17 protein-coding genes are annotated in these 20967 nt (G+C 45.5%); 8 read left to right on the top strand and 9 right to left on the bottom strand.

Going from position 1 to position 20967, the window contains the following annotated elements:
• Window positions 1-36: 36 nt before the first annotated feature.
• Window positions 37-675, bottom strand: coding sequence for a hypothetical protein (locus ACYFDN_RS11900; protein WP_483511272.1), 639 nt, complete (start codon window positions 673-675; stop codon window positions 37-39).
• A 137-nt stretch (window positions 676-812) separates the two neighbouring features.
• Here ACYFDN_RS11900 and ACYFDN_RS11895 point away from each other — a divergent pair, with 137 nt between their 5' ends.
• On the top strand, window positions 813-2069 hold the full coding sequence (locus ACYFDN_RS11895; protein ID WP_483511270.1) for a sensor domain-containing diguanylate cyclase: 1257 nt from the start codon (window positions 813-815) through the stop codon (window positions 2067-2069).
• Window positions 2070-2073: 4 nt separating this feature from the next.
• Here ACYFDN_RS11895 and yegD read toward each other — a convergent pair whose 3' ends face one another.
• From yegD to ACYFDN_RS11875, 4 genes are all read right to left on the bottom strand, one after another.
• Complete coding sequence (gene yegD, locus ACYFDN_RS11890) at window positions 2074-3441, bottom strand: molecular chaperone (RefSeq protein WP_483511269.1); 1368 nt, start codon at window positions 3439-3441, stop codon at window positions 2074-2076.
• A 91-nt stretch (window positions 3442-3532) separates the two neighbouring features.
• Window positions 3533-3958, bottom strand: a complete 426-nt coding sequence (locus ACYFDN_RS11885; protein WP_483511268.1) for a hypothetical protein — start codon at window positions 3956-3958, stop codon at window positions 3533-3535.
• A gap of 70 nt (window positions 3959-4028) precedes the next feature.
• Window positions 4029-4928 (bottom strand): transglutaminase-like domain-containing protein, encoded by a 900-nt coding sequence (locus ACYFDN_RS11880; protein ID WP_483511267.1) that lies wholly within the window; start codon window positions 4926-4928, stop codon window positions 4029-4031.
• A gap of 15 nt (window positions 4929-4943) precedes the next feature.
• Window positions 4944-5819, bottom strand: coding sequence for an AraC family transcriptional regulator (locus tag ACYFDN_RS11875; RefSeq protein ID WP_483511266.1), 876 nt, complete (start codon window positions 5817-5819; stop codon window positions 4944-4946).
• 384 nt (window positions 5820-6203) lie between these two features.
• Between ACYFDN_RS11875 and ACYFDN_RS11870 the strand changes: the two genes are divergently transcribed.
• Both ACYFDN_RS11870 and ACYFDN_RS11865 read left to right on the top strand, forming a co-directional pair.
• A complete protein-coding gene (locus tag ACYFDN_RS11870; RefSeq protein ID WP_483511265.1) occupies window positions 6204-7112 on the top strand; it encodes a DMT family transporter in 909 nt (302 codons plus the stop codon).
• 224 nt (window positions 7113-7336) lie between these two features.
• Complete coding sequence (locus tag ACYFDN_RS11865) at window positions 7337-7636, top strand: DUF2498 family protein (protein WP_246615042.1); 300 nt, start codon at window positions 7337-7339, stop codon at window positions 7634-7636.
• 89 nt (window positions 7637-7725) lie between these two features.
• On the opposite strand, the gene ACYFDN_RS11860 is transcribed toward ACYFDN_RS11865, so the two are convergent.
• The gene (locus ACYFDN_RS11860; RefSeq protein WP_483511264.1) at window positions 7726-9366 is read right to left on the bottom strand and encodes a glycoside hydrolase family 13 protein; all 1641 of its coding nucleotides are present in this window, start codon (window positions 9364-9366) and stop codon (window positions 7726-7728) included.
• A gap of 464 nt (window positions 9367-9830) precedes the next feature.
• Here ACYFDN_RS11860 and ACYFDN_RS11855 point away from each other — a divergent pair, with 464 nt between their 5' ends.
• On the top strand, window positions 9831-12155 hold the full coding sequence (locus ACYFDN_RS11855) for a starch-binding protein (protein ID WP_483511263.1): 2325 nt from the start codon (window positions 9831-9833) through the stop codon (window positions 12153-12155).
• A 68-nt stretch (window positions 12156-12223) separates the two neighbouring features.
• Here the strand turns inward: ACYFDN_RS11855 and ACYFDN_RS11850 are convergent, their stop codons facing one another.
• Entirely contained in the window at window positions 12224-13906 is a 1683-nt protein-coding gene (locus tag ACYFDN_RS11850; RefSeq protein ID WP_483511262.1) for an FAD-dependent oxidoreductase, read from the bottom strand.
• 232 nt (window positions 13907-14138) lie between these two features.
• Between ACYFDN_RS11850 and ACYFDN_RS11845 the strand changes: the two genes are divergently transcribed.
• The 3 genes from ACYFDN_RS11845 to ACYFDN_RS11835 are packed head-to-tail and all read left to right on the top strand — an operon-like array spanning window position 14139 to window position 15286.
• Window positions 14139-14435, top strand: a complete 297-nt coding sequence (locus tag ACYFDN_RS11845) for an ArsR/SmtB family transcription factor (RefSeq protein ID WP_016401955.1) — start codon at window positions 14139-14141, stop codon at window positions 14433-14435.
• A gap of 19 nt (window positions 14436-14454) precedes the next feature.
• Entirely contained in the window at window positions 14455-14874 is a 420-nt protein-coding gene (locus tag ACYFDN_RS11840; protein WP_483511261.1) for a YeeE/YedE family protein, read from the top strand.
• Window positions 14867-15286 (top strand): DUF6691 family protein, encoded by a 420-nt coding sequence (locus ACYFDN_RS11835; protein ID WP_152783137.1) that lies wholly within the window; start codon window positions 14867-14869, stop codon window positions 15284-15286. The genes ACYFDN_RS11840 and ACYFDN_RS11835 overlap by 8 nt, the downstream gene beginning before the upstream one ends.
• A 53-nt stretch (window positions 15287-15339) precedes the next feature.
• Here the strand turns inward: ACYFDN_RS11835 and ACYFDN_RS11830 are convergent, their stop codons facing one another.
• Window positions 15340-16530 carry an ROK family protein gene (locus ACYFDN_RS11830; protein ID WP_483511259.1) on the bottom strand — a complete coding sequence of 397 codons (1191 nt, stop codon included), beginning with the start codon at window positions 16528-16530 and terminating at the stop codon, window positions 15340-15342.
• 532 nt (window positions 16531-17062) lie between these two features.
• On the opposite strand from ACYFDN_RS11830, the gene ACYFDN_RS11825 reads away from it, so the two are divergent.
• Complete coding sequence (locus ACYFDN_RS11825; protein WP_483511257.1) at window positions 17063-17749, top strand: substrate-binding periplasmic protein; 687 nt, start codon at window positions 17063-17065, stop codon at window positions 17747-17749.
• Between the two features lie 85 nt (window positions 17750-17834).
• On the opposite strand, the gene ACYFDN_RS11820 is transcribed toward ACYFDN_RS11825, so the two are convergent.
• A complete protein-coding gene (locus ACYFDN_RS11820) occupies window positions 17835-20906 on the bottom strand; it encodes an alpha-amylase family glycosyl hydrolase (RefSeq protein WP_483511255.1) in 3072 nt (1023 codons plus the stop codon).
• Window positions 20907-20967: the final 61 nt, after the last annotated feature.

Below are 20967 nucleotides of genomic sequence, written 5' to 3'. Positions count from 1 at the left end.
CAGCAGAGATGCTGGCTTTTTTGTTGTACAGGTTAGTTATTTAATAGCAGCTTTAGCCCGCTGGCGCTGACTAAATCGCTGTGGTGTTGGCTTTAAGTGCTCTAGCAAATGTTGATTTTGAGCGGCGGTTTTCTCGACTAATTCTGCCGTTGTTTTTAAGCTAGAGGCCAGCTGGTTAAGTTGTCCGGTGGCGCTAAGCACTGCGCGGCTAGTTGGCGCTAACACACTAAAGTAAATAGCTAACAAAACGACAATAATGATTATCACCAAACTGATTAAGATGATCATTACCCAAAACTGCACTTCACTGGATAGCTTATCGGCTAAGTTCACAATGGGTTTGGTGCTTTGCACGACGGTATCGGGCAGTTGCTTTAAGCTGCTATCTAGCTGTTGGCTTAGCTGCTCTACCGCGTTAAGGGTTTGCTGAAAGTGCTGTTGTTGCTCTGGGCTAAGTTCTGGATTGCTAGCAAGTTGATTAACGCTATCGGCGATGTCTCGCAAAGCTTGTGATGCCTGAGCGGCAGCTTTATCAATCCCTATCACTTCTACTTGTAACTGCATATTAAGTTGCGGAGAATCTGATTCAAGCATGGCTGAAGACTCATTGGCATTGGCCAGGGAGAGATTACTTAGGCCGAGTATTAACAAGTAGGCTGTTAACAGGGTTCTCATTGGTTTTCCTCAGGTTTATCGCAAAGCTAGTAGCAATGTAACAGTACTATTAATTAAGTGGTAGTTAGTCACCGGTAGTTGAGTTCACCCTTGTGCCTGACTACGCTTAAATTACCTTAAGTAAAGTATGGTTAAGTATGGGCAAAGTTTCTGACATTAGTGCTTATTACGGAATAGTGATCCACCGGGACTTTGTACCGCTGTTCGCTGACGAACGCTATGCTCAAATGTTCGGTTACGATAGCGCTGAAGATATTATGGCCTTGCCTTCTTTACTGGAACTGATTGCTGAAGATGATCGCGACGAAGCGATTAGCGCTTACGAGGCAGTAATGAGTGGCCAAGCGCGGCCAAAAGTAAGGGTCTACGAAAACTATAATCGAGACGGTGAGCAATTCTCGGTGTTAACTATTGATCACCTCACCGAGTGGCAGGGCAAACCTGCCTTGCAAATTACTCTAGTGGATTTTTCACCACAAATTGCCGCGGAGAAAAAGCTACAGCAAAGTGAGCAACGTTATCGTTTGTTAACAGAGTCTTCTTTGCAGGGAATTATGGTACACCGCTTTTTTGAACCGCTTTATTGCAACCAAGCGATGGCCAATATTCTAGGTTATGACAGCCCAGAAGCAGTGCTTAAGTTGGACAGCCTATTGTCTATTATCCCCGAAGAAAACCAACAACAAGCTATTCAGTTACATGAACGCTTGATTCAAGGTGAGGTGGATAGCAATAGTGTGGTGACTGAAAATGTTCGCCGTGATGGCACATCTGCTTGGTTGCACATTAGTGAAGCGGTGGTGAAGTGGAATGGCAAACCTGCTGTGCAGTCAGTGATGATGGATGTGACTCAGCAACATCATGATCAGCGACGTTTAGAGTTTCAGGCAAATCATGATCCGCTCACTGGATTAATGAATCGGCGCTCCATGAGTGAGACTCTTGCTGAAGAGTTTGCAATTAGCAAACGCTCGTTACAGCCCTTATGTTGTATCTTGTTAGACATTGATAACTTTAAACAAATTAATGATCGATTTGGTCATTCTGCCGGTGATGAAGCCTTGCGGTTATTTGCCATAGAAAGCTTAAAGGTGCTGCGAAGCGGTGATTATTTATGTCGCTGGGGCGGAGAGGAGTTTTTGTTATTGTTGCCTAATACAGTGCAAGAGCAGGCACTACTAATAGCCAATCGAGTCCGAGAGCATTTAGCCGAGCTTGAAGTGACTAAAGATGAGCATAAATTTAGCACCACCGTGAGTTTGGGTTTAGCGATGTTAACTAGTTATGATTCTAGCCCAGAAGCGCTGGTTGCTCGTGCCGACAGCGCTTTGTATATTGCCAAAGAGCGCGGCAAAAACCGGGTGGAATTAGCGCCGCAAGTTTATGAGCTATAGGTACTTATTCAAAGATATGGTCGGCCCACAAGGTTAAGCCGCTGGTTACGCTACCAAAGTTATCCCCGCTAATTAAAGGTGCTTGATAGCGTTTGGCTAAAAAGTTTTTAACCATGGGTGAATTAGCGCTGCCGCCAGTTAGGAATATCGCCTCGGGTTGGCAACCTGCTTGCGCGATAACATCGTCACTAAGTGCAGCAATACTGTTAAGCAGTCGTTCAGCTGCCTGCTGGTAAGCCTCTTGAGTGACGTTTACTTCTAGTTGCTCCAGTAAGTAAGACAAATCCACAGTGGTCGTACTCGCTTCACTTAAAGCAATTTTGGCTTGCTCGGCACAGGCACTTAACTGGTAGGTTTGTCGCTCTGTGCTTAGGCGCAGCAAACCTTTAAGTGGGCTTAATTGCGGCTCTTTCAGTAAGCGCTGCAATAACAGGCGGGTATCTTTTTCATAGAAACGGGTTTGCGCTGGGAAGTCATTAATTGCAGCTGCATCCCAAAAAGGCTTAATTGGCATTGGCTGGCCACTGGCTAAATTAAGCTTGGCGCCTAGGCTGGGCATTAGGGTTTCAAAATTTAAGGCTATGTCGAAGTCGTTACCGCCAATGCGCTCGCCGTTGTAACCTAGCACCAAGTCTTGATGATCTCGCTCGGCAAGGTAGTTAGGCCCCATAATTAGCATCGATACATCGCTGGTACCACCGCCAATATCTATCACTAATACACGTTGTTCTTGCTGCAATTGCTGTTGATAGCTTAAACCAGCAGCCATCGGCTCATACAAAAACTCTACCTGCTTAAAGCCTACAAAACGGGCTGCATTGCTAAGAATAGTGATGGCTTGTTGGTTGCTTACTTCGCTGTTTAAACCTTGGAAGTTAACTGGGCGACCGATTACCACTTTGGCCAGTTCGGCTTGACCACTTTGTTTCACTTGCTGGCTTATGTGCCACATCATGGCGGCGGCAATATCTTCAAACTGTTGCTGTTGACGCTCGCGAATACCGCTAGCACCCAAAAATGACTTGGGGGAACGCACGTAATAACAATCGGCGGGGTCGACGAGGTACTCTTTTAGCGCTTGTTGGCCAAAGCTTAGGTGCTCGTCGTAGCCGTCAAGTTTGAGTTCTTTTAAGGCGCGTAAACTGGCACTTAGTTGGTTACCACGTGCTTGCTGATAAGCCTGGGCCTTACCTTGAGCGTCTAATTGCTGATATAACCACGCACAAATCATCTCTGATTGGGGGGCAAATAAGGTAGAGGGCATATAATTGCCGTGCTCGGGAAGCCTGACTAATTGCGCTTGTTTACCTTGCATTACACCAACCGCACAGTTGGACGTTCCAAAATCGAAACCCGCAATTGAATGACTCATAACCAAGGCCTTATACCTGCAAAAAAGGTCGCGCAGAGTAGCAAAATTACTGTCCCGAGTATAGCGTTTCAGAGCTCCAGTTTTAGCGAATTTACCAGTTTAAATCGGCGTCAATAATAGTTAGTACGTAGTTTTCTTGATTGCTGTCGCTGCGCTGCAATTGCCAGAGCTCGTCATCGATTTTTTGATAAACCAGCTGTTCGCCTTGTCCAGAATCAGCATATAGCTGTAGCTGTTTAAAACTACTTGAGGGGGGATTAGTGGCTTGGCTCAGGTCAAAGAAAGCCAGTATTTGTTTGCGTTCACCCGAGACGATTTGGCCTTTGAGCAATTGCTTGTCTACCGCCTCTATTTGCGAGCTTAGCTCACTGCTGAAGGTGAGATTGTAGTTGCTTTGGTTATCTAGGGTATAGCGGCTATACAGGGTATAGTCTTCGTCCGTAAGTGGCTTATTGCTGTCACAAGCGTTAAGGCTAAATAACAGCACTAGCCCAAGAGCTTTGCGGTGGTGGAGCATTATTGCAGTTACTTTGTATTCTATTAATAGCGCGAAATATAGCTTAATAGTGTTGTTTGTCAATGAGAGTTTAGTCGGTCTCCACAATGCTGTTGTGCTGTTGCAACAAGTCTTCAATGCTGGGGGCAAGCTGCCATTGCCAGTTAGCGGGAAAAGCCAGCTCTTGGCCTTTCGATTGTGCTAAGGCTTGCTCGGCTAAAGACTTAGCGCTTAACTCTGCCAGTGTATCTAGTAGCTGTAATTCTTGCTTAGCTTGGCTGTATTCAAAATAGTGTTTGTTGAGTCCCCAGCCGCTGTCCCAGGCAAGCAACTCGATTTTACTTAGGGCAAATATGTCGCGCAGTAAGTTGCCTTGCAGTAAGGGCCAGCCAGTGATGCTCAAAATGCCAAACTGCTGGGCGCGCTCTGGTTCTCGTCGGCATAGTTGCCAGGCAGAGCCTGCGTAAATAAATTGCTCATTTGGCAGGTCTAGTGGATCAAACGTAATGTTCAATAGAGCTTGTTGCTTGGCATCAAGCTGGGCGTCTACTTTTATCCAACGTTGTTGCTGCTTGTGCCAATATTCACATACCCAATGGTCTTCGTAAGGGTGCATGCCGAGGTAGGCGGCAAAACCACAGCGCAAGCGCGCTGCAATACCTTGAGCTCGTAATAATGTGCAGAGCAACAAGGCGAAATCTCGGCAATTTCCAAGCATTCTTTGGTTAGCTGGTTTGTCCGCAAGCAGCGGCCCCTTGGTATTACTTAAGCGTTTTAGCTTTTGCTGCACGCTGCGAGTTTGCATTTCGTCTAGGCGCTGGGTGAAATCTGGGTCGAGCTGGTAGTGTTGTAACCAATAGGGATGAACCAAGTTGTTTTGCACGCACTTAACCAGTTTTGCAATATCCGCTTGGCAATCTGGCAGTTGCGAAAAATAGTTTTTGGGGTCGCTAAACTCACTAAAACTGGCGTAATCAATTGAAGAGGTCATGGGGCTTGCCTGTGGCTAGTTAATGGGCAGTAGAAGATCTGTTATTAGGGCTTGTTCCGAGACGCTATCGGCTGTTTTATTGTGGTAGATCTCTAAGCAATTGGCGTCTCGAAGCTGATAGCTTGACTGTGGCAGCCAGTCGCGCAGCAGCACTTGATAGCTGTTGGGTATGCTGGCGTAACCTCCGTGGTGGCGCAGCTTAGCGAATTTACCGCCAGGCAAAGTTAGTTGTTGAATGCCCAGTTCGGCAAGTTGTGAAGTGCAGGGCAAGCGGGCGTGGTTTGTTTGCTCCATTGGCAAACTTAGGCACGCATCAAAGCGCACTTGCTCCGGATGGGTAACTTTAGGATCATCGTAGGAGACACCAATCATAGTGCTTTGCTGAGTATCTAACCCCACTTTATTGCAAGCGCTAAATAGCTGGCGCCAAGCTTTGGGGGCAGCTTGGGCATAAGGGCCTCGTTCTCGTGAACATAATACCGCTTGTGGCGCGAGATCTATAACCTCAACTTGGCTGACAGCTTGAGGGGTAAAGTTGTTAGATTTTGCCGAAGAAGGCGGAAGCCAGCCCTGATTTCTTACCTGAAGTGGCGTTTGCTCAAATTGTTGTTTAAACGCTTTGTTAAAGGAAGCTTGGTTTTGATAGCCGCTTTGATTGGCGATATCGATTAAGGGTTGTTGACTAAACCTAAGGTGATTTAACGAACGCTCTAGCAACAAACGCTTGCGATAAGCATAAATGCTCTCGCCGACATAAGCATGAAATAGCCGACAAAAGTGAAAGCGTGAAACACAGGCTAAAGCAGCCAGCTGATCAATATCCAGCTGGCTATCAAGAGTTTGCTCTACTTGTCTTTTGACCGTATTGATTCGCTGTTGTTGGCTTGCCATGTTGGACTCAATTACTAGACTTCAAATCAGTTTAGCCAGTTTGTGAGTTATTTTCTTTTCCATTCTTGCGCATTGCTTAAGCTTAATTCTTCAAGCACTTATAGATGGCTTACTAGGGTCTGTTGATCTTTGGTGTTGAAATTTTGTTCGCTTATCCGAACCCTTCGGGCAGCATTTATTAGCCATTTATTCAGCGTTAGCGAGTGATTATTAAGCCCACTTAACTGCACACTCACTGCCTTGCCTAAATGGCTAATAAGTTGCTGCAGAAACCATCAGCAAAGATCAACAGACCCTAGTCACAGACGTTCAAACTTTAAAGGCTTGTTCTAGCCAGTTATGCCGAATACACTGAGCCCCTTGGTCGGAAATAGTAAAGTAATAATGAATACACAAACTAAAGCCTATGCTTTTGGCATAAGTGCAGTGTTAATGTGGTCTACGGTGGCCACTGCTTTTAAGTTAGCGCTGCAGTGGTTAAGCCCCATTCAATTGGTATTGCTGGCTTCAGTAACTTCAATTTTGCTGTTAAGTGGTGTGTTGTTATGGCAACGCAAACTGCCTTTAGCGTTAATCTACGCTAAGCAGCGGCCCGGCTTCTTTTTGCTGGTAGGTGCTATAAATCCCTTCCTCTATTATTTAGTACTGTTCAAAGCCTATGACTTATTGCCGGCTCAGCAAGCTCAGTCACTTAATTATACCTGGGCAATTACCTTGGCTTTGCTGGCGGTCCCCTTTTTAAAGCAGCAGTTGCGTAAGCAAGATCTGCTTGCCATGGCTTTAGGCTATTTTGGGGTTCTGGTGATTGCAACCCGAGGTGATTTGCTAAGCATGCAGTTTGACAGTGTGCTAGGCGTTCTGCTGGCACTGTTTAGCACCTTGTTGTGGGCAGGCTATTGGATTATTAATACCCGTAACTCTGGCGACCCGGTGGCGAGTTTGCTGGTAGCCTTTTGTTTTAGCCTGCCAATGGTACTAGCCTACTGTTGGTGGAGTGATGGCTTACCCAGTTTTAATGCTAAAGCTTGGTTAGGCGCGGCTTATGTAGGTTTGTTTGAAATGGGTATTGCCTTTGTGTGCTGGGTATTAGCATTAAAATTTACTAACAACACCGCGCGTATAAGTAATCTTATTTTTATTTCCCCGTTTTTGTCGCTGTTTTTTATCAGTTATTTTTTGAACGAAGTGATAGAACCCGCAACTTACTTAGGTTTAGTGTTAATTATTAGTGGCTTATTGATACAGCAATGGCGTGGGAAGAAAAAGGCAACTTATACCAATCGTACTAATTAACTGTTCATTCTATCTGGTTAAAATACTCGATAACTGCGTTAGAATTTTTGATTGTAGAATAACTACTTATCGAGAAATTCTGCCTTATTCTCGAGTATTTTTCCTGCGTTATTTCTGATCACTTACTTAGTGTGATTGGTATTAGTTGTTTGGCTTATTACGTTTTATCTCAGTTTTTTAAGCTGAGAAAAGCGCCACAAGTTTTGATCTTGACGCTAGGGTAAGTGGCCACATCTGTGTATGCTAAAATTCATATTTACCCAAATACTCATGGTGTGATGACTAAACAAGCAATAAGCCAACAAGATTTGATTGATCTGGCCAATCAGCTACTGCGCGAGCACGAAGACTATATTCCTGGAATAGAAGTTCGCGAAGTATCACAACAGCGTGATGTGCTTACCTTTAAGGGTGAAGCCTTTTTAGACGATGACTTATTACCTACAAGTAATAGCCCAAAAGCTTTTAACTTGTATAAATGGCTGTGTCATCGCCTATCAGAGCAATATACCCTTAGCGAATAAGCTTGTAGCTACTTAGCGCATAGATTACCGCCTAGTAAGGCGCTAAGTATTGTTAAGGAAATCGCTTAGCTGGTTTTTTGTATCGCTAATTAATCCGCTAGCAAATAGATAATGGCTTGGTAGGGCGCTAAGTTAAGCTGAGCTAAATCTACCCCGACTTCCGATTCATCCTCCGGCTGAAGGTTATCCAGCACCACTTCTGCAAGCTTATAATCTAAACTCAAGGCTTGAGTCTGTTGGCTGACATTGGCAACAATTAGCAACCTTTGCTCCTTATATTGGCGAATATAAGCGAATATATGAGGGTGCTCTTCCAATAATAATTGGTAACTGCCATAGACCAAGGTATCGCCAAATTTGCTAGATTTTCGCAGTGCGATTAAGCGTTGGTAGTGATAAAACACCGAGTGTTGATTGGCAAGCGCATTAGCAACATTTATTTGCTGATAGTTGGGATTAAGCTTGAGCCACGGCTGCCCACAACTAAAGCCAGCATTGTCAGAATTATCCCACTGCATGGGAGTGCGGGCATTATCACGGGCGCTTTGATACACACCTTGCATAAATTGCTGATGACTTAAGCTTTGCTGCTCTACCACTTTTTCTTGGTAACTGTTTTTAATTTCTATGTCATCGTAATCACTTAGCTCGGCAAATTGTACGTTGGTCATGGCGATTTCTTCGCCCTGATAAATGTATGGAGTGCCTTGCATGCCATGCAGCAGCGTTGCAAACAATTTGGCGCTGGCTTCGCGGTATTCGCCATCATTACCCCAGCGGCTAACAATGCGTGGTAAGTCGTGATTGTTCCAGAACAGGGCGTTCCAGCCATCGCCATCAAAGGCGGTTTGCCATTTGCTAAGCACCCTTTTTAAGGCAACTAAATCAAAATCTTGTACTTGCCACTTCCCATGTTCGGGGTGCCAGTCTAAGGCGGCGTGTTCGAACTGAAATACCATCGATAGCTCTTCGCGACGCGGATCGGAATACAACTTGGCTATATCGGGTGTGGCTCCCCAAGTTTCGCCCACGGTCACCAGCTTTTTACCTTTGAAACAAGCTTGATGCATTTGCTGCAATAGCGGGTGTAAACGCGGACCATTCTCGGTAATACCTTGGTCAATTTGTTTGCCAATTAAATCAATCACATCTAAGCGGAAGCCAGCCACGCCTTGCTCTACCCACCAAGAAATCATTTGATGAATTTCTTTTGCTACCGCTGGATTTTCCCAGTTGAGATCGGGCTGAGCATCGGCAAACAAGTGGAAGTAATACTGGCTAGTGACGGGATCATACTGCCACGCAGGGCCACTAAAAATGGAGCGGACCTGATTAGTTTGGTCTCGCCAAATATAATAATCGCGGTAGGGGTTATCTCGGCTTTGTTTTGCTTGCTTAAACCAATGATGTTGGTCGGAGGTATGGTTAAGTACCAAGTCCATCATTATGCCGATGTTACGCTGTTTAGCTTGATGGATTAACTGGCGCATGTCGTTCATGTCGCCAAAGCGCGGATCTATGGCCTGGTAGTCGGCAATGTCGTAACCATTGTCTTTCATTGGAGAAAGATAAACAGGCGATAGCCAAATAAGGTCGATGCCCAGCTTTTCCAGATAATCTAGCTTGCTAATAATACCTTTTAAATCGCCGTTGCCATCGCCGCTAGTATCACAAAAACTGCGTGGGTAAACCTGATAAACAACTGCCGAGTGCCACCATTGTTGGTTCATGATTAAATTCTTTTACTGCTATGAATTAAGGTCATTGTAATAGCTCTTTGGTGCTTAGAGTAGTTAGTAATTAATGTCATGAAATTTTACAAACCCTACTGTTTATAGGCCTTTCAGGGCTGTTTTAACAGAAACTGGAACTTAAAGTTTGCAGTTAAATAATTTGTGTTTGGAGTTTATCGGCTTAAATATTAGGGTATTTGTTCGAATTTTGATCACTGTCAAACATCATTAACCAAAAACAAAGATCTTTGTGAGCTAATGCTCAATAAGTGAGCGCTTGTCTTCATCGTTCAAATATTAAGCGTAGATTAGAAAGGCGGTAAATTAACTATGGATAGTTAAGGTTGTGTTTTACTTGTGGTTCTTTCCAGTGGTTAGTCTGCCCCTCATCGCAAAACACCAAAGAGTGGTGATGAGTTGAGTCTTAAAGAGACGCTCTAAGATTACATGGGAAAGTAACAATGAGAAAATTCAGCAAACTCGCCACTAGCGCTCTGCTAGCTGGTGCGGCGTTGGGCTATGCGTCCAGCGTCACGGCGGCACCAAGAACCGCCTTTGTACACCTCTTCGAATGGAAATGGGAAGACATTGCACAAGAGTGTGAAACCTTTCTAGGACCTAAAGGATTTGCCGCCGTGCAAGTCTCACCTCCAACTAAATCTCACAACGCTGGCGCGTGGTGGAGCCGCTACCAACCGGTTAGCTATTCCTTTGAAGGACGCAGTGGTAGCCGTGGTCAGTTCCAAGATATGGTACAGCGTTGTAAAAACGTTGGGGTAGATATCTACGTAGATGCCGTAATTAACCACATGGCAGCCTACGATAGAAACTTCCCTGAAGTACCTTACGGACCAAATGACTTTAACTCTTGTACCAGTGATATCGACTACGGAAATCGCTGGCAGGTACAAAACTGTGATTTGGTGGGCCTAAATGACCTTAAAACTGGCTCAGAGTATGTTCGCCAAAAAATCGCAGACTACATGAATGATGCGATAAGCATGGGTGTTGCAGGTTTCCGTATTGATGCAGCCAAGCACATCCCGGCAGGTGATATTGCTGCGATTAAAGGCAAGTTAAACGGTAATCCTTACATCTTCCAAGAAGTGATTGGGGCTCCTGGAGAACCAGTTCGTCCAACTGAATATACTTACATTGGTGATGTTACTGAGTTTGAATTTGCCCGTAAGTTAGGTCCTGCTTTTCGTGATAGCAATATTGCGTGGTTACGTGATTTAGGCAACCAAATGGAGCTATCTAGCGCCGATGCGGTGACCTTTGTGACCAACCACGATGAGGAGCGTCATAATCCAGGTGGCCCAATCTGGCATGGTGTTCAAGGTGACGGCTACTTCTTAGCGAACGTTTTTGCGCTAGCCTACCCTTATGGTTACCCAAAAATCATGTCTGGTTACTACTTCAACGGTGACTTTGATGCAGGTCCACCTAGCAGCGGCGTACATACTGGTAATGCCTGTGGTTTCGACGGTGGCAACTGGGTGTGTGAGCACAAGTGGCGCGGCATTGCTAACATGGTGGGCTTCCGTAACCATACTGCTGGTGAGTGGAGTATTACCAATTGGTGGCAGGGTGGTAACGACCAAATTGCCTTCGGGCGTGGCGGCTTAGGTTTTGTTGTTATCAACAAACGTTACGGTAGCTCAATTAATCAAAGCTTTGATACAGGCATGCCAGACGGGCAGTACTGTAACATTATCGAAGCTAACTTTGATGAGAGCACTGGTCAATGTAACGCTGCTGCTGACTCAAGTGGTCAGTCGGTGATTACGGTGAGTGGTGGTCAAGCTAACTTTACTGTGGGCGGCGACCAAGCTGCAGCAATTCATGTTGGTGCAAAAATTGGTGATGTTTGTACTGGTGCAGATTGCCCATGTACTTCTAACTGTGGAACTGACCCAGAACCAGCTACCCCAGTAGCGGCTAGCTCTATTTGTACATCAGAAAACCTACCGACTCTGTACTACTGGGGAGCACAGCCTGCTGGCAGCCTTGCCAATGCAACTTGGCCTGGTGTAGCCATGCAGAAGAACGGCGACTTCTATTGTCATGATCTAGGTGTCACACTTACCAGCATCAATGCTATCTTCAGCAACAACGGTGCAAATAAAACGGCTGACTTAACTGCAGCAGGTGCCGGTTGTTACAAAGACGGTAGCTGGAGCAGTTTAGAGGCTTGTGGCTTTGAAATTAGCGGCACGAATCCAGATCCTGTAGGTGGCACAGAAGTTTGCTACGACAACCAAGCTGGCTTTAGTAATCCAACACTTTACTACTGGTCGGTTTCAGCTGAAACTTCGGTTGCCAATGCGCAATGGCCAGGTGTGGGAATGGTGCAAAAAGGTGCTTACTACTGCCATGACTTTGGCACTAAGCTAAGCAGCTTAAACATTATCTTTAATGATAGTGGCGCTAATCAAACCGCAGACCTAAATACTACAGGCGATGTATTGTGTTATGCCCAAGGTAGCTGGGTTGCTGCAACGAACTGTGTTGGCGGAAACCCTGACAACGACGGCGACGAAGTATGGTACTTCCGCGGTACGCCAAATGCTTGGGGAACAACTCAACTTGATTACGATAGTGCTAGTGGCTTGTACTACACCGTTCAAAGCTTTAATGGTGAAGAAGCAACTGCGCGCTTTAAGATAGATAGTGGTAACTGGACAGAAGCGTATCCAAATGCGGATTACCAAGTGTCTGACAACACTACTTATCGCATCAACTTCAATAGCGCTACCAAAGATATTACGGTAAACGCGCAGTAAATTGTTTTTATGCGTCTCAGCTTTTTGCCCGGTTTACACCGGGCTTTTTTGTACCTGCTGACTCGGTTTTATGCCTTGGCGGCTAGCCAGGTTTTATAGCCACCAGTAAGATTCTTCGCTTTAAAACCGTGATTAACCAATTGGCGATAAGCAACGTTGCCGCGCAAACCCACCATGCAATACACCAAGATCTCTTTATCTTTAGGCAGCTCGTTAATACGCTCTCTAAGTTGATCTACTGGAATATTAACCGCACCAGGAATTGCTCCTAGCTTTTCTAGCTCTCCAGGATTTCGTACATCAAGCACTAGCTGCTCTGCGCTCGGTTGGTTGATCTCGTCGCTGTGGCAAAGGCGAGTATCACCTTGAATGCTGTTGGCGGCGACAAACCCAGCTTGATTGACGACATCTTTGGCACTGCCAAACGGAGGAGCATAAGTGAGCTCTAAATCTTGCAAGTCAAATACTGTAAGACCGGCGCGCTGGGCCACTGCGATTACGTCGATGCGTTTATCTACGCCATCTTTACCTACTGCTTGTGCGCCCAAAATTGCACCACTAGTTGGATTGAATAGTAGCTTTAAATTGATGGGATGCGCGCCAGGGTAGTAGCCGGCATGACTGGCTGCGTGTACATACACTTTTTCATAATCTAAGCCTTTGCGCTGTAAGGTTTTCTCATTAAGGCCTGTAGACGCAACAGCTAAATCAAAGATTTTGCAAATGGCGGTACCTTGGCTGCGTTTATAATGCTCGCCTGCGCCAAAAATGTTGTTAGCCACCATGCGGCCTTGGCGGTTAGCTGGGCCTGCTAAAGGAATAAGTGCCGCATCACCAGTAACAAATTCTGGATCTTCAATGGCATCGCCCACTGCGTAGATGTCGGGATCAGAGGTCTGCAGTTGGCTGTTTACCTGTATTCCACCTAACTCGCCGATGTTTAAGTTAGCTTGGCGGGCCAAGCTGGTTTCTGGTTTTACACCAATGGCCATAATCAGTAATTCTGTTTCTAATAGGTCGCCATTGCTCAAACGCAGTTCTAAACCTTGTTCGTCAACACTGGCTAGCTCATCGGCGGCTTGTTGTTGGCTAGGAAACACGGCTTCTAACGCTACTCCGAGGCGTAAATCTACTCCATGGTGTTGCATCTCTTGGTGAAGAGGCGCGGCCATTTCACTGTCTACCGGCGCCATCACTTGTTGTGATAACTCAACCAAACTGGTGTTAATACCACGTTGAATAAGGGCTTCGGCCATTTCGATACCAATGAATCCACCGCCAACTACCGTGGCATGTTTTGGTTGGTTATGTTCGATGCTGGCTATGATTTTATCCATATCAGGTATGTTACGCAGCGAGAAAGTGCGTGAGTTTTGAATACCAGGAATTGGCGGAACGATGGGTGACGCACCTGGGCTTAATACCAATTTGTCGTAACTTTCTTGGTAGTTTTCTTGAGTATTTAGATTGCGAATAGTGAGGGTTTTGTCTTGGCGGTTAATGCTTACCACTTCGTTCATTACTCGCACATCTACATTAAATCGTGCTTTAAAACTCTCTGGAGTTTGCAGTAACAAAGCATCACGTTGCTCAATGTCGCCGCCAATATGGTAGGGCAAACCGCAGTTAGCAAAAGAGATGTAGGGACCTCTTTCAAACATAATGATTTCTGCGTCTTCACTTAAACGTCTTGCGCGTGCTGCAGCCGAGGCACCGCCTGCTACTCCGCCTATGATCAAAATCTTTGTCATGTTTGTCTCCAGTATTAAAAACTCTTTTCTGTTAGAGAATGAGCAAAAGCTTAATCAAGTTCTCTCACTAAGCTATTGATGTGGATCGTTAGTGACAGATTTGCTCATTAGTCATTGGTTATTACCATATATTAGGCATATCTAAATTGCAATTATCTAATTAAGTTTTATTTAAATTAGATTTGACTAATTTAATGGTACTCGTATAATTCAGCCTATCGAGGAGGTGTGTATGCAAAGTCATGAAGTGTTGCATGAGCAAGCTAGTGTGGTTAGCGACTATCTCAAAACCATTGCTCATCCAGATCGTTTAGTTGTTTTGTGTTTATTGTGCGATGGGGAAATGAGTGTAGGGGAGCTATTGGCTCACAGTAACAAGAGTCAATCTGCTTTTTCTCAGCACTTAAAAGTGCTGCGAGAACAAGGCTTGGTAGCGGTGCGTAAACAGGCGCAAACGGTGTTTTATTCCTTGGCTGACACTCGAGTGAAAAGCTTGTTAGCTAGTTTGCAGCAGCAATTTTGTAATTGATTAAATAGTGGAGAAATTAATGACCGAATTTAGCCCTGGGAGCGCCTTAGTTGGCGGAATGTTGTTAGGCCTGTCGGTATCATTACTAATGCTGCTTAGTGGCCGTACAGGTGGTATTAGCGGCATATTAGGCGGGATTGTTGGTGCATCAAAGAGTGAATGGCCATGGCGAGTAGCGTTTATTGCTGCGATGGCTGCGAGTTTATTGTTTAACCCCTTAATGGGTTTAAGCGAAGCCGCTTTACCCAACTATTCCTTAACTTGGCTGCTGGCTGGTGGTTTTGCGGTTGGCGTAGGTACTCAGCTAGCAAATGGCTGTACCAGTGGTCACGGTATTTGCGGTATTGGCCGTTTTTCGCTGCGCTCTATCGTTGCCACGATGGTATTTATGCTTAGCGCTGCGGCTGTGGTTTGGTTAGCAGGAGGTGCTTATGTTTAAAGTAGTGGTTGGCTTAATCACCGGTTTATTATTTGGTTTGGGCATGAATGTGTCGCAAATGGTTAACCCTTATAAAGTGCTTAACTTCTTAGATGTAAGTGGTAATTGGGATGCTAGCTTGGCCTTTGTTATAGGTGGTGCCTTATTGGTATTTGTACCTTTTTATCATTTGCTGATTAAACCAAGAAGCCATGCGGTAAATGGCGAGCCTATTCAATGCTCTACGCTTAAGACGATTAGTCCTAAACTGATCATTGGCTCGATTATCTTTGGCATAGGTTGGGGAATGGTAGGCATTTGCCCTGGGCCTGCGGTGGCCAGTTTGCTGCGCGGAGAAGCCGCTATTTATTGGTTTTTGTTGAGCATGTTATTGGGGCATTACTTAAGCAAACGCCTATTCTCTCGCGCTTAAACGAAATGCAACTAACAGGGGAGCTTGCCGCTCCCTTTTTTCTGCTTAGTGGTTTAGTCGGTATGTTGCTGCATGATGGTTATCATGCCAAGACCCGCCATATCTTCGTCCCAATTGTGTTTTTCCACCACGTTCTCAGCTTGGTGGTAAGGCAACAAGTTGTCGTGTAAAGTGCGCAGCATCGACTCTTTCATGTGTTCGTATGCGCGAATTCCCGGACCAGATATAACAATCTTTTGTGGGTTAAATAGTGCCATTATGTTGGCCAAACCCATGCCTAACACGGTACCAGCTTGGGAGAAAATCTGCGCCATTGCTGGATTGTCTTGCTCGGTCAGTTGGTTTAAGTCGAGCATTTGTTTTTCTGAAGGGTGCAGCATGTCGGTAGGTGGCAAGTTGTAAATGGCACTGGCGTCGCGGTAAATGGCGTAATCACCCACATAGGCCTCGATACAACCTCGACCACCACAACGGCACTGCGGGCCATTTAAACTAAATTTGGTATGACCAAATTCGGTAGTGGCTGCACTGGCATCTTGATAAAGCTCGCCGTTAACAATCAAACCCATGCCAACCCCATAGCCGAGTTGGATAGCAACTAGATTATCCAGTTTGCTGTATTTAGGCAGTTGAGTTAAGGCAACGGCGAGGCAATTAGCGTCGTTGGCAATAAACACTGGTAGCTGACTTTTTAGCTGCAGTTGCTCAACCAGTTCTAGTTGCTTACCTTTGATGGCTGGGCTCCACAATATGCCCTTACCTTGTGTTTCTATAACCCCTTGCACTGCTAAGCCAAGGCCGCGCAGTTTACTGCGTTTAACCTCATAATGCTGAATAAACTCTTCGATGGCTTTAGACAAGGCGTCAACCAACTGTTCTTGGTTTAGCGTGACCGTTAACATTGCTTGAGTCGCTTGCGCAACGATGGTGCCAGAGGTATCTCCCAGCATAAAGCGCACTTCGTTAATCGATAGCTTTATGGCTAGATAGAAGGCCGCTTGATTATTAAGTTGTAGTTTTACTTTTGGCCTACCGCGTCCACCACTGGGATCTAACACTACATTCTGCTCAATAATTAAGCCTTGTTGAACCAGCTCAGAGGTGATTGAAGTGATGGTTGCGGGACTTAATTTGGTGTGGTCGCCAATTTCTACACGTGCCAGTTCACCATGGAGGCGCAGAGTTTGAATAATGTCTCGGCGATTGGCACTTCTAATTAGTTCGGTATCGGTGATTTTTTTCATACTGAATCGGCTAAGTAACTACTTCCATTTCAAAAATACGCGTTTTAAAGGGAATAAGAATCTCTTTCTTGGTGATTTGTTATTTCTGTCACGCTTATCTAAATTCCTTGTCAAAGGCTGAGTTAAGCGTCTCAAAGATTATAATGACAATATTGTAATTAATGCGGTGCTTCAAGCAAAAAAATCCCGCCGTAAAAGGCGGGTCTTGGTAATTCATCCAGAAAGGAAAGGAAAATGCTACTAGTAATGCACTGACACATTACTAGGCCTGAAGAGAACGGCGTTCACTTCTACCTTGAACATATCAGCCCTACAGCTCACATTTGCTGAAAAAATGTTCAAGATGCTTAAAGCTTATTCGTTAAATTTGTTATAAGAAATTATGAAACTTGGTTGTTCTATTAACAGATTTTTTAAGCGTGTCTGCGGTCACGTTCTGAAAAAAAGCCCTTGAGCTTAAAAAAAAGCCATAGGTGCTTACTTAAACGACTAATATTTAAGAGCTACCAACTGGATTTTGAAGGATGATTGTTTGGTTAAGTGCATAGGATGGTGTTGCTTAGGATTGTTGCTAGCTGGCTCTGCGCTAAGCCAAGCGGATACCTTGCGCTTGGCTACTCATCACTTGCCTCCCTATCAAGTGGTGAATGGTGATGCTTTAAGTGGCTCAACGATTGATGTGATGCAATGCAGTTTAATTGAATTGGGTCAGCCTTATCAGGTTGACGTTAGGCCGATTAATCGTGCGTTTAAGGAGCTGCAGGCGGGAAAATTTGATGGTGTTTTTGTGTTAAACCGTACCGCAGAAAGAGACCAGCTTGCCATTGCCAGTGAGCCCTTGATTGTTACTTATCGCAGTCTTTTTAGTGTGAAAACTATAGATACCGAAGTGCACAGCCCTGAAATGAAAGGGCTGAAAATAGGTGTATTGCATGGTTCGGCGATGCACCGTTGGTTAACCAAGCACGAGTACCCCAATATACACACCCGCTATGACTACCACATTTTGTTCGAATTATTGCAGTTAGAGCGTATTGACGCGATAGTGGCGCCCCACGAAATTTATGCCCATGAACAAAGCCACGGGCACGTTACTCGCAACATTGAAACCCGGCACCTAAGCCAAGCTAATCTATCGAGTTATTTCTCTGCCGAATGGCTAGAACAGCGGCCGGATTTTTTACAACGATTCAACGCTGCTTTAGATGTTTGTAGGTAGTTTGACTCGTTGTTTTACAAATAGTATTGCAAGTAAAAAGCCCAAGTGAATCACTTGGGCTTTGAGTTATAAGGGCTAGTGTTACTTATTTGGCTTGAGTAAACATGGTAACTGCTGTGCCTTCTACCACGGTGCTACCAGACACGTTGCCAGCGTTAACTGCTCCATTGGCATCGGCTACCTTAGTCCAGTTACCTGCAGGTAAACTTACCGTTTGGTTATTCCCACTGTTATATACAATAAACAGGTTATGGCTGTCGCTAGGGTCGGTGATGTGGCCTGTTATCACCTGTCCACCAAATTGGTCTGGGCGGCTAACATTTAAGTACTGTGCAACTTCTTGGCTGGTATTCATGCGCAAGCCCGCATGTTTATGGCGCAACTCAATAAGTTGTTTAAAGTAGTTAAAGGTAGCGATGTTATCTGCTTTGTTAGACCAACGAATTGCATTGAAACTATCTGGTGCGTTGTAGGTATTATGTGTTCCGCCATGGGCGCCATAGTTCCAAGCTGATGGGTTACTAATTTGCTGGTTATTAGTTTTGGTGCGCAGGAACTCGTCACCGGCATGCACAAAAGGTATGCCTTGGCTGGTAAGTATCATGCCCATGCCAAAATTAACCACTCGTTTAGGGTAGGTTAAATCGCTAGGTGGATTAAAGCTAATCACCTGATGCGAGCTATTTTGCTGCACATTGCTTGAAGTACTTAAATACACCTTGTCCCACAGGCCAAAGTTATCGTGGGCCGAAATGTAATTGATGCTTTGCTCTGGATCGGCCGCGTAATTACGGAACCAGGTGCTGTTACGACCATCGTTTGGATTGTAGGGCGAACCTTGAAAGCCATCGTAAATCGCCCAGCCAGATTCAGCAGCATCTACATTATTAAACATGTAACCAGTGCGAGTATCGTCATTTGAACCTTTTAATGATTCGCGGAAAGCGCCATTAAATACCCCAATGTTTTCATCGGCTAAGTGGTGAGTGGTACCGTAACGAACTCGCTGACCTTCTAGAGGATCTGTTGCGTAACCGTTCCAAGGTTCGCCATAAATCAATAGCTTACGGTCTGCAAAGGTATCGTTTAAGTGGCGACCCCATTTTTCAACTTCTTGATAAGAGAAAATACCAATTAAGTCGAAGCGGAAACCATCGATGCCGTATTCGTCTACCCAATACTCTAAGGAGTCTTGGATCATACGGCTTACCATTGGTACATCTGCATTAATCGAGTTACCAGTGCCAGACAAGTCGCTGGCGGTATAGTATTGACCAGAAATATTCTCAAACATTTCGTCATCAAAAGTATGGTTGTATACCACATCCATGATGACTCGAATCCCAGCTTTGTGGAACTCGTTCACCATGGTTTTGAACTCACGCGCTCGCTCTTCATAGTTAGTTGGAACGGCTGAATAGCGATCTTCTGGAATGTTAAAGTTGCGAGGGTCATAACCCCAGTTGTAACAAGGGTCGCTGTCTGGCAGGCCATCACAGGTGGCAAAGTCGTACACTGGCAATAGCTGTACGTGGGTAACGCCTAGCTCTTTTAGGTGGTCAATACCGGTTTTTACACCATTAATTGTGGTGCCCGTTTCCACCATGCCTAAGAACTTCCCGTTGTTGCCAGCGCTTACCCCTGAGCTTGGGTCGATAGTAAAGTCACGAACATGCACTTCGTAAATTACGGCATCTTCACGCTCAATTAAGCTTGGGCGTGCTGCCCAACCGCCAACTGGCTCGGTGCGCGACATGTCCATCACAATGTTAATGGCTTCGTAATCGCCAGTACCTGGTTGTGACATCTTTCCATATGGGTCACGAACCTGAACGCCATTGATAAGGAAGGTATAAGGTTTTAAGTGCAGGTCGCCTGCTACGGTTACTTGGTAAACTTGGCTGTAACCGGCGAAGTCAGGCACTGCTTGCAGCGTGTGTTCAACCCCATCAACCACCACTTTTACATTGCTATGTTCTGGCGACCATATTGAAAAGGTGGTGCTTTCTGCGGAGTAAACCGCGCCTAAGGTTTCACTGTTGCTACCGCAGTTGGGCTCGCAGCCTTGTTTAACGGTGCTTACTGCTTTGGTGGTGGCGTTGAAACAGATTTGGTAAGTAGAGTTAGCGTCTACTAATACGTCTGCACTTGGGTAGTTTTCAGTCCAATCGCCAAAATGATCAATTTTGAAACGCGGATTGTTGCTGCCAAAGCTTTGCGTGGTGCAGTAGTTATTACCGTCGCTGCTGGTCATAAGGGTGGTTTGCCAGCCATTCGGGGTTCCACGGAAGTACCATGTGTCGGCGGGTGCATCGCTAATGGTGTAGTCAAAGGTGCTTAAGGCAGAGTTGCCGCTGGCATCTATGGCGAATACCTTCAAGCTTAAATCTACCCCATCGCTTACTACGTCACTAGCGGTAAAGCTGGCATCGTTACAGGGGCTGGAAGCCGCTGTTGGTGTAGAGCCGTCGGTGGTGCAGTAAATCAACGGTGAGCTGTCTTGATTATCACTCACACTCAAACTGATTTGCTGAGTTTCGGTGTAAGAGCCAGCTGCTGGGTTAGCAGTAACCACCGGTGCTTGAGTATCCGTAATATCGTCTGGCGTTACCGTAATCGCCTTTGAGCTAGCGTTAAAGCAAATTTGGTAGCTGGCGTTGCCGGTTACGGTGTAATCTGCGCTTGGATAAGCTTCGTTCCAGTCACCGTAGTGGTCGATTTTGAAGCGAGGGTCATCGTTGGCAAAACTCTGAGTAGTACAGAAGTTGACGTTATCGGTGCTGGTCATTTCTGTTGTTGCCCAGCCATTAGAAGTGCCGCGGTAGAACCAACTATCTTTTGGTGGCTCAACATCTCCGCAAGTGGCTACTTCTGTGGTGGTGATGTTTTTGCTGTCGCTAAAGAAGCGAATTTCGTAGTTTTTATTGGCGTCTACCCGAACATCTGCGCTTGGGTAAGCTTCGTTCCAGTCGCCAAAGCGATCAATTTTAAAGCGTGGATCGTTAGCACCAAAGCTTTGACAAGTTCGGTATTCACTGCCCGAAACAAGTTCTAAAGCGCTAGTTGCCCAGCCGTTGCTGGTGCCTCGATAAAACCAATCAGCTTGAGCGGCAGAGCTTGCTGCCAATAAGCTGATGACTAATGCTATCTTTTTCATGATATTAACTGTTCCATAGTTAATCCACCCAGCCATTCCGCACAGAGCAAAATGGCTAGGT

The organism is Agarivorans sp. D1326 (genome assembly GCF_056958115.1).
This window is presented reverse-complemented; position numbering and strand designations above follow the sequence as displayed.